The sequence below is a fragment of the Streptomyces phaeochromogenes genome, assembly GCF_001418655.1.
Classification (GTDB): Bacteria; Actinomycetota; Actinomycetes; order Streptomycetales; family Streptomycetaceae; genus Streptomyces; species Streptomyces phaeochromogenes.
Map to the genome: position 1 here is coordinate 1 of NZ_LIQZ01000381.1, position 9687 is coordinate 9687.

Consider the following 9687-nt stretch of genomic DNA (forward strand, 5'->3'; position numbering starts at 1 on the left):
CGCACCGCGCGCGGTGCGTCCACGATCTGCGTGCCGGCGACGACCTTGGGCGTGCCGGTGCGCGCCTCCGCGGCGCGCTGGTCGAAGTCGGCGATCCGCGAGTTGAGTTCGGCCCGGCGGGCGAAGAGCGTCTCGATGGTCGCCGACGCCGTCGGCTCGCTCTCCGGCGTTCGGCTTCCGATCTCCTCATTGACCTGGGCGAGTTCGTTCCGCATGCGGTCACGCTGGTCGAGCAGGGCCTTGGACTCGGCCGTCGCGGTTTCCCGCATCCGTCGCACATGGTCCGCGATGAACGCGTCGGCCAGCGCCTTGGCCCGGGCCACCGCTTCCGCGTCGCTGCCACCTGTCACATCGATCTGCATCACGTTGTTGGTCAAGCCGGTGCCCCGGTAGTCCCGCATGAAGTCCTCCGGCTTCTCCCGGGACTTGAGGGCCCGCAGGGCCTCGTCGGCGATCCGCGTGGTCCCCAGCACCGCGACGTCGGTGCGCATCAGCGTTCCGGTGTCGTTCGGCTGGTCCTCCGCATGCGCGACCAGCACCTTGGTCACCGCGCTCGGCGGAGGCGGCAGCAGGACCGCCAGCGCCGCGCCGGCCACCAGCCCGAGGAGCGCCATGGCACACCAGAGGCGGCGGCGCCTGCGCACCGCCACCACCAGCGCCTGCAGGTCGAAGAGCGGAGTGGCGGCCGACGACTCCGAAGTCGTGCTCGTCGTCACGCTGAACCTCCCGTCGAGTGGCCGCGAACCGCGAGTGCGGGAGAGGCGCTGTCCGGCGGATGGCCGTCGGACCGTGTCTCACGGGTCCGGACCGTGCCGGCGACGACGATGCCGACGACGTCGTGCCCGCCGTCCGCACAGGCTTCGGCGATGCCGGCGAGTTCCTGTGCGGTCCAGCTGCCCGCGCCGAGTACGACCAGGGCACCGGACTCGGTGTCGTGGTCCGGCACCATGGGCCGGTCCACCGAAACCTCCACCACCCGCAGCAGCGGATCGCCCTTGGCCTCGGCGACGAGCTGCCCGGCGGCCCGGAGGGCGATCTCGTCGCCGTCCGGTACGACAACCAACAGTCTCCGGGGAGAGGCGAGTTGGTCCCGGAGGCGAGCGCACACCCGCCGATAGCGGAGCTGCCTGCCGGCCTCGTCGACGGACATCTGCGGGGCCGGTATGTCCCACCGGGTGTCGATGCCGAGGAATCGGCGGATCGAGGCCCGTGGGCCGCTGTCCTCCGGCCGGTACGCGCGCCGTTCATCAGGCACGTCGACGGTGCCGAGCAGTGCCGAGCCCAGGGCCGCGGCGATCTCCGGTTCGGTGCGCAGTCGGCGATTCCTCCGTGCGGCGGCGAGATGACCGATGACCGCGAACAGGAAGAACAGCAGTGCCCCGGCGACGATGAGCTGCATCCTCGTCGGCGGCGCCTCGCCGGTCGGCCGGGCCGCGGGCCCCATGACGACCATGCCCGCCAGGGTGCTCGCCGGATCGGCCTGGTCCAGCTTCGTCATGGCCTCCTCCAGCGAGGTCCGCAGCTTCTCGAGCGAGGTGCGGGCCTGCACGCTCTCCACGGTCTTCCCCGGATCGGCCGCCTTGGCCAGGTCGGTGATGCGGCGGTTGGTCTCCTCCACCTGCTGCCGCAGCGTCTCGGGCGCCGTGGCCGCTTCGGAGTCGGTGCCGCCCGCGATCCGCGCGGCGAATGCGACGAATTGCCGGGCCACCTGGTCGGAGAGCTGCTGCGCGCGCTCCGGGGTGCTGTCCGTACCCGAGATCTTGATGATGTTCCCGTCGCCGACCTCGGCGCTCACTCGATCCCGCAGCTCGGCGCCGCTGACGCCCGGCCGGCCGAGCTTGGCGGCCGCGCGGTCGATCACCGTCGAACTGGTCACGATGTCCACTTGAGTCAGCAGCTCGCGCTCTTCCCACTGCCCCGGCAGCAGTACCGATGCCGAGGCCGTGTACCGCGGCGGGAACACCACCGAGGTGCCGTAGCCGACCAGCGCGCCCACCACGGCGAGGGTGGCGAGAATCCGCCACCGCCGACGGAGAATCCGCCCGATCGTGGCCAGGCGGATCGTGTCTTCGTTCAACGGTGCTGCCTCTTCCCTGTGCGGTCCGGGCCGCCCGCCGACACCGGTGTGTGGCCACGGGTTGCGGCGGAGTAGGCGGCGAGCAGCGACGCCTGCGAGTTCCGCCAGGAAAGCTGCCCGCTGATCCGCTCCTGGCCGATCTCGCCCATCCGGGCCCGCTTTTCGGGATCGTCGAGGAGCACCGTGATGAGCTTGGCGAATGCGGCCTCGTCGTTGGCGGGCGCGTAGAGGGCGGCGTCACCGGCGGAGACGCGCGCCTCACGGAGGTCGAACGAGACGATCGGCCGGCCCATCGCCATGTACTCCAGGACCTTGTTCATGGTCGACACGTCGTTGAGCGGGTTGCGCGGGTCGGGGGAGAGGCACACGTCCGCGGTGGACAGGTAGCGCACCAGGTCGGCGTCCGGAATGCGCCCGGTGAACTGCACCTGTTCGGAGAGACCGAGCTTCCGGGACAGCTCCACCATCGCGTCGAACGCGTCGCCGGAGCCGACGAACACCGCGTGCCAGTCGGTCCGCCCGATCTCGTCACGCAGTTTCGCGAGGGCCCGCAAGGCGTAGTCGACGCCGTCCTGCGGGCCCATGACGCCCAGGTAGCACAGCAGATGAGGCTTGCCGCGCTTCAACTCCGGCTCGGACGGCACCGGTTGGAACCGGTCGGTCTGGGGCGCGCTGCGCACCACGAAAACGTCCTCAGGGCGTTGACCGCCACGGCGCACCGCGACGTCCCGGTAGCTCTCGTTCGTGGCGAGTACGACGTCCGCGGCCCGGTAGGTCCGCCGTTCCAGCGCGCACACGGCGCGGTAGAGCAGATCCTCGCCGCGGTCGAACCGGGAGAGGTACAGCTCGGGTACCAGGTCGTGCTGGTCGAAGACGAACCGCGCGCCGCGCCGCTTCAGCCACAGTGCGGGCAGGAACAGCAGGTCGGGCGGGTTGCAGGCATGGACCACGTCGACCGGGCCGACCTTGCGGGCCAGCCGGGCCGTGTGCCACAACGCCGATCCGTACTCCCGCAGATAGCCGGCGGGACCGCCGGTGGCCGCGCGCAACGGGTAGCGGTGGATCCGCACCCCGTCGATCACCGCCTCCGGCTCCGTGTCCCGCTTCTCCCCGCGGGGACAGATGACGTGCACCTCCCAGCCCGCGTCGCGCAGCGTCGTGCACTCCTGCCACACCCGCCGGTCGAACGGCACCGACAGGTTCTCCACCAGGATCAGCGCGCGCCGGTCCGGCCGGTCGCTGCCGGCCGTGTCATCGAACGATCTGTCACCAAGCAAGGCCCACGTACCCCGGTTCGGCCCGCCGCGCGTCGGCGTCGGGAAGGTGGATGAGGTCGACGATCACCGGGCTGTCGCCATGGGGCAGCGCCGACAGCACGGCCGGATCCCTGGTCCCGACGAGGCACACCTCGGCGTGCTCGAGCACCTCGTCGACGGACTCCGCGAGCAGCTGCCCGAGGTGCGGCAGCCGGGTCTCGATGTACTCGCGGTTCGCGCCGAGCAGCCGGGAAAGGCTCACGTTGGCGTCGTAGATCTTCAGGTCGTAGCCCTTGCCGAAGAGTCTCTCCGCCAATTCGACGAGTGGGCTCTCACGCAGGTCGTCGGTGCCGGGTTTGAAGGACAGCCCGAACAGGCCCACCCGGCGCTTGCCGGTGCGCCCGACCAGCTCCACCGCGCGCTGCAGATGGTCGGAGTTGGAGGGCAGCACGTGGGCGAGGATGGGTACCGAGATGTCGGCCCGCTGTGCCGCGTGGACCAGGCTGCGCAGGTCCTTGGGCAGGCAGGAGCCACCGAAGGCGAAGCCGGGCCGCAGGTACGCGGGGCTGATGTTCAGCTTGCGGTCGGCCAGGAAGACATCCATCACCTGGTGCGAGTCCACCCCGAGCGCCTGGTACACCGCGCCCAGCTCGTTCGCGAAGCCGATCTTGAGGCCGTGGAACGCGTTGTCCGCGTACTTGATCGCCTCGGCCGTGGGGACCGGCACCCGGAACACCTCGCCGGGCAGGCCGTCGTACAGCGCCGTCACCGCGTCGCCGCTTGCCGGGTCCAGCTCGCCGATGACGGTCTTGGGCGGGTCGAAGAAGTCCCGCACGCTCGTGCCCTCGCGCAGGAACTCCGGGTTGACCGCGACCCCGATGTCCACCCCGGCCGTGCCGCCGACGTACTTCTCCAGGATCGGTACCAGCAGGTTCAGGCAGGTGCCCGGGAGCATGGTGCTGCGGAACACGACGGTGTGCCGGCCCCCCTGCTTGGCCCCCTCGGCCAGCACGGCGCCGATCTGCTCGGTGACCCGCTCCAAATACGTGGTGCACAGGCTGCCGTTGGGCTCCGAAGGCGTGCCTACGCAGACCAGCGACACCTCACTGTCCATGATCGCCTCGCGGACGTCGTCGGTCGCGCGTAGCGCTCCGGTCCGCACGACCTCGGCGATGAGCTCGCCGATCCGCTCCTCGACCACCGGGGCCCTGCCGTCGTTGACCAGGTCGACCTTCACCTGGTTCACATCCACCCCGATGACCTCGTGCCCCATGCTGGCCAGGCACGCTGCCGACACACAGCCCACGTAGCCGAGCCCGAAAACGCTGACCTTCATGACCTGTCCCTCCCCCCAGGCAGGCCCCTACGGCCTGCGGTCCGCGCGCGGGCGGGACCGTTGAGTTGCAGACCCCCGCGCATCAATAGGCCCCGTTCCCATGGATCACCGCACGCAGCGTCTTCCACAAGATCACTGTGTCCAGGGCGAGCGACCAGTCCTCCACGTACCGCAGGTCGAGGCGGACGGCCTCCTCCCACGCCAGATCGCTGCGTCCGCTGATCTGCCACAGGCCGGTGAGCCCGGGCTTGACCAGCAGCCGCCGCCGGATGTCCGGGCCGTACTCGGCGGTCTCCTCCGGCAGTGGAGGCCGCGGACCGACGAGCGACATCGATCCGGTGAGTACGTTGAAAAGCTGCGGGAGCTCGTCGAGCGAGTACCGGCGCAGCACTGCTCCCACCCGGGTCACCCGCGGATCCCGGCGGAGCTTGAACAGCAGGCCCGCGCCCTCGTTGTGGTCGGCCAGCTCGGCACGTACCCCGTGAGCCCCGGCGACCATGGTGCGGAACTTGAGAATGGTGAACTCGCGGCCGTTCTTGCCGACCCTGCGCTGGCGGTAGAACGCCCCGCCCCGGCTGTCCACCATCACGAGCAGCGCGACGAACACCATCAGGGGTGCGAACAGCATCAGCAGAATCGTTGCGCCTATTCGGTCGACGACCCCTTTGATCGCCCGGCGACCCCCCGTGAAGGTCGGCATGCTGACCCGCAGCAGCGGGATCCCGAGCACCGCGTCGACATGCAGTCGCGGGCCGGCCACTTCCATCAGCACGGGGGCCACGACCATCTCGGCGTCGCTGCCTTCGAGATTCCAGGCCAGCCGCTGCAGCCGGTCCGGTGACCAGTGCGGGTCCGGTGTGATGGCGACGACGCGGTAGCCGTCGTGGCGGACGTGCTTGGCGACGTCCTCCAGCAGGCCTATGACCGGCACACCGTCCAACTGGTCACCGTCCAGCCCGCCTTGGTCACCGTCGAGCCCGCGACCGTCCGTCGTGCACACCGCCTCCACCCGCCAGCCGAGGTGCGGGAATTTACGGGTCCGGTTGATCAGGTCGCGCACGGTGGCCGGGCTCCCGGCAGCGAGCACCGGTCTCAGGCACCGTCCTTCCTTCCGCTGTTTGTGCAGCCGCAGGCGGAGCAGATACCGCGCGGTCATGGTGACGAGCGCGATCGCGGGGATCGCGACGAAGATCCAGAGCTTGATGTTGCGCGAGGTCAGGGCGATCCCGCCGAGCGCCAGCACGACGGTCGCCGTGAACAGTGCGCGTCCGAGCCGGCGGAATTCCTCGGCGCCCTGGCCGAGCACGGCCGGAGACCACGATCGGCTCACCGCGAGCGCTCCCAGCACCAGCAGTTCGGTGCCGAATGCGAGAATTCCCCACTTCTCATGCCAGTTGGCCGCGTCCCGGGCCCCGAAGAAGTTGCCGATCGCGGCCACCACGAAAGCGGTGGCCACGGTATCGCTGGTGATCACGGTACGTCGGTACCGCTGCTCCCAGTCGATTGCGGGCCGGCTGATTGCCCCATTCGTCAGACTCCCGCTCGCCGACGAAAATGGGTCGACTATTCCCCCCTGCCGCACAGAACCCCCCGGTCCCCAGTGGTACGACGTGAGCGCCTAACACTGTCCCTCCCCCGGGAGGCCCCACCTCCCGCACAGTCCCTTCCCGCAGGAGGCCCCCGCCCCCTCCGCGCATGACTTCTCGGCTCTTTGAGCGTTACTTGGACAACTCACCCTGGCGGCAGCGGACTCATATGTCCTGCCGGACTCTCAGGGTGTGCGGGAACCCGTCGAAACTTCGGGTGCACCCCGCACCCGAAGCCCTCGCGGGCTCCAAGAATTGATCATCCCCACGCGTGGCGTGGGGGACGCGACTGCTGGCCTTTTGTGGTGCCGGACCTATAGATCATTACGGGTCGCCTCGTGTCCCATCAGCTGAAGCACGGTCAATCTAGACCATCGTTGCCGGTCTGTAGAGGGGGTGTGTGCAATTTGTGGTCAAGCTATGGGGCTGGAGCCACCTACTGGTGACCGCCTGCAGGTGACTGATGCCACCGCGCACTCCAGCAGCCCGCCCGTCGGCCCCGGGCGCTGCCTCCAGAGGTGGGCTGGGCGATCGACTCCCGCGATCCGTGCGTGTGAATTCCGGGAGTTACGTGGCGGGGACACGGCGCACGCAAGGTCGCGCTCATGCCCAAGTTGGGCATGAGTGGTCGCATCCCGGCGCCGGCTCCGTAGGAGTCGCGGTAGATCGAGGATCCCGATTGGGTGGCGCATCTTGAACGTGCCAATGGCCTGAAGGAATTGCCGGGAGATTGTCCAAAACGGCGCCGAGCTCCGGCCCTTTTTGGCGTTCACGCACCGCATGGAATATCGGGGGCGACAGCACGGCATCGTCCGGACGGGCCCTTCGCAGGTTGGCGCGTTCGCAGCTTGCTCGCGCCGTTCGCTCCACCGCGCGGCACTGGAAATCGGTACGTGCGGCGCCGTGTCAGTGCCGGCATCCACAACGGCTACCGCCCGTCCGGTCGGTTGCTCAACGGGGCCGCCCGGAAGTGCGAATGATCGAGGGCGGGCTACTGATCGTCATCGTCGTAATCGCTACCACCTGCCCCGAGCAGGCCATTGCGTGCTGTTGTCCGGCCTGCCGCGCATCGGTGAGCTGCCATCCGTGGGACCGTCCCCGGCCATGATGTCGTCACCGGTGGGTCTGTTTGCCGGACTGCTCGAAGTGGCGGGGCCGGTATCCCGACTCGGCCGAACCGTTGAGGCCCATGCCGCCGAGCCCGGCTTCTGTCATCACGCGGATGAAGACAGGACACCGACCGGGCCGGAGTCCGACCACCCTCCTTGCTCGATGCGGACTGCCGGCCTTCCTCGCACACAATGGCGGCGAGTGAGGGCAGTCGCTCGCCATCAGCAGCCGTCTGGTGCCGACCGGGCAGTGTGACGGGCCGGCCGAACAACTTCCGTCCGGTCGACGGGAGTTCGTCACCAACCAGCGGCTTGACGATCGTCGCGGTGAAGGCGAGGCCGGAGACGCGGCCCGGGAGGCGCGCGGCGCGGTCGAAGGCGGGCGCGCCGTCCCGGTCGTGGCGGACGAGGACGGCCTCGGCAAGGCCGAGGGCGTCGAACCAGTCGTCGAGGTAGCGGGCGTGGTCGTCGAAGGAGTGGGCGAGGTCGGGATTTCCGGAGTCGCCCATGCCGATGAGATCGGGGGCGAGAAGGCGGCAGCCGGGCTCGGCCACACCCGGCAGGACGTTCCGTCAAAGGTGGGAGGAGGTGGGGTTGCCGTGGAGGAGGACGAACGGCAGACCGTCGGGGTCGCCGGACTCGCGGTGGTGGAGAGTGGGGTCGAGGACGGGGAGGCCGGGCACGGCGGAGTTGCTTCGCTTTCTTCGAGGGGGATTCAGAGGTTGAGGCTCAGGACCCGGTCGACGGCGATCTCGACGACGACCAGGTCCGGCGGGGTGGGCGGGGCCGCGCGGTGGCGGACGGTGTAGCGGCGGACCGCCTCGGCCAGGCGCGCGGGGTCGTCGGTGACGGTGGCCCGGCCTTCGAGGGTGACCCAGCGGAAGCCGTCCGCCTGGCAGAGCGCGACACGGGCCGTCGGGCCGCCCGCCGCCACGTTCCGGGCCTTGCGCGCTCCCGCCCGGGTGGTCACCCGGGCCAGTCCGGTGACCGGGTCGAAGGTGAAGCGGACAGGGGTGACATGCGGGGTGCCGTCCGGGCGGAGGGTGGTGAGGGTGGCGGTGTGGGGGCGAGTGAGGAACACCCTTGTGGCGGGCGGGAGTTCGACGGTCGCCCGGCTCACTTCTTCTTCACGCCCTCGTTCCAGATCAGCTTGGCGATGTTCGGCTTCACGGCCGTGGTGATGACACCCATGGCCGTACGGACGTATCGCCGCTCCTCCACCTCGCGCAGCATGCTGGAGGCGAGGTCGGTACGGGCGGTGAAGACGCCGTCGGCACTGGCCTCGGCGGTGTGGTAGTCCGTGACGACGGGGTGCTCGAAGAGGCCTGAGGGCCGGACGAAGGTCCAATCGAGGTCCGTCCGACGGATCACGGCCTCCATGCGGCGCATGTCCTCGTGGAGGGTACGGCCGAGGCGTCGGTTCACCAGCGGGTCGAGCACATGATTGAAGAAGTGCGCGCCCGTGGGACGCCAGTGCGGGTCGGCGATGCTGGAGCTCACGGCGAGCAACCGCTTGATGCCGTGGCGGGCCATGGCCCCGGTGATGGCTGTGGCGCTCGCCGAGTACGTGCTGATGGTCTCCTTGCTGAAGCGCGCGCCCAATACGGAGAGGACGGCGTCCGTCCCCCCGATCGCGGCGTCGACAGCCACCGGGTCGGTGGCGTCGGCGACGGCCACGGCGAGACCGGGCCGCGTGGAGAGGGAGCCGGGGCGGCGAGTCACGGCGACGACCTCGTGGCCGGCAGCGAGGGCCTGGTCGGTGAGGTGGCGGCCGGTCGGTCCATTGGCGCCGAAGACTGCGATACGCATGACGTCGGGTCATCCCTTCATGTGGTTGCCGGAACGCCCTTGACTGTGCCGATCACGAAAAGCAGGCTCAACGCCGATGAATAACTCCGCCCCTGCCACCGCCCGCACCCGAGGCCGCCCCCGCGGCAACCCGCCGACCCGCGAGTCGATCGTCTCGGCGGCCCGGGCGCTCTTCCTGGAGCGCGGCTACCGGGGCACCACTCTGCGCGCGGTGGCCGGGGCCGTCGGCGTCGACCCGGCGCTGATCGCGTACCACTTCGGCTCGAAGAAAAGCCTGTTCGCGGACGTGATGCAGTTTCAGTGCGCCAATGCGCTGGCGGTGGACGACGTCCTCGGCGGCGACCCGGCCACTCTCCCCGACCGCCTGATCGACGCGGTGACGAACCTGTGGGAGGACGCGGACTTCGTACAGCTCACCACCCGGGGCGAGGAGGCCGCCGAGAAATTCAACAAGTCGGGCCAGCAGCTCGCGTTCCAGGTATTCACGAATCACCTCGGCGGCCTCCTCGCCCCG

The 9687-nt window shown here is 69.7% G+C and carries 8 protein-coding genes and 1 pseudogene; 1 reads left to right on the forward strand and 8 read right to left on the reverse strand.

Annotation, left to right across the window (positions count from 1 at the left end):
* From AOK17_RS39145 to AOK17_RS39180, 8 genes and pseudogenes are all read right to left on the reverse strand, one after another.
* Positions 1-716 (reverse strand): Wzz/FepE/Etk N-terminal domain-containing protein (locus AOK17_RS39145; protein ID WP_245697645.1); only part of this gene is annotated, 716 nt, incomplete at its 3' end.
* Positions 713-2077, reverse strand: a complete 1365-nt coding sequence (locus tag AOK17_RS39150) for a Wzz/FepE/Etk N-terminal domain-containing protein (protein ID WP_055617385.1) — start codon at positions 2075-2077, stop codon at positions 713-715. The genes AOK17_RS39145 and AOK17_RS39150, both read right to left, overlap by 4 nt.
* A complete protein-coding gene (locus AOK17_RS39155) occupies positions 2074-3354 on the reverse strand; it encodes a glycosyltransferase family 4 protein (protein ID WP_055617386.1) in 1281 nt (426 codons plus the stop codon). The genes AOK17_RS39150 and AOK17_RS39155 overlap by 4 nt, the downstream gene beginning before the upstream one ends.
* Entirely contained in the window at positions 3344-4669 is a 1326-nt protein-coding gene (locus AOK17_RS39160; protein ID WP_055617387.1) for a nucleotide sugar dehydrogenase, read from the reverse strand. Before AOK17_RS39160 ends, AOK17_RS39155 begins: the two co-directional genes overlap by 11 nt.
* Positions 4670-4751: 82 nt before the next feature.
* On the reverse strand, positions 4752-6251 hold the full coding sequence (locus AOK17_RS39165) for a sugar transferase (protein ID WP_079053530.1): 1500 nt from the start codon (positions 6249-6251) through the stop codon (positions 4752-4754).
* Positions 6252-7630: 1379 nt separating this feature from the next.
* A pseudogene (locus AOK17_RS39170) lies at positions 7631-8047 on the reverse strand (alpha/beta fold hydrolase); the annotation flags it as partial.
* A 32-nt stretch (positions 8048-8079) separates the two neighbouring features.
* On the reverse strand, positions 8080-8484 hold the full coding sequence (locus AOK17_RS39175; RefSeq protein WP_055617389.1) for a pyridoxamine 5'-phosphate oxidase family protein: 405 nt from the start codon (positions 8482-8484) through the stop codon (positions 8080-8082).
* The gene (locus tag AOK17_RS39180; protein WP_055617390.1) at positions 8481-9173 is read right to left on the reverse strand and encodes an NAD(P)-dependent oxidoreductase; all 693 of its coding nucleotides are present in this window, start codon (positions 9171-9173) and stop codon (positions 8481-8483) included. Before AOK17_RS39180 ends, AOK17_RS39175 begins: the two co-directional genes overlap by 4 nt.
* Positions 9174-9249: 76 nt before the next feature.
* Here AOK17_RS39180 and AOK17_RS39185 point away from each other — a divergent pair.
* On the forward strand, positions 9250-9687 hold a 438-nt coding region (locus AOK17_RS39185; protein ID WP_079053531.1), incomplete at its 3' end, for a TetR/AcrR family transcriptional regulator.

Bases quoted from the DNA above. Each gene is read 5' to 3' on its own strand.
- AOK17_RS39160 (WP_055617387.1), bottom strand. From the start codon at position 4,669: ATGAAGGTCAGCGTTTTCGGGCTCGGCTACGTGGGCTGTGTGTCGGCA.
- AOK17_RS39180 (WP_055617390.1), bottom strand. From the start codon at position 9,173: ATGCGTATCGCAGTCTTCGGCGCCAATGGACCGACCGGCCGCCACCTC.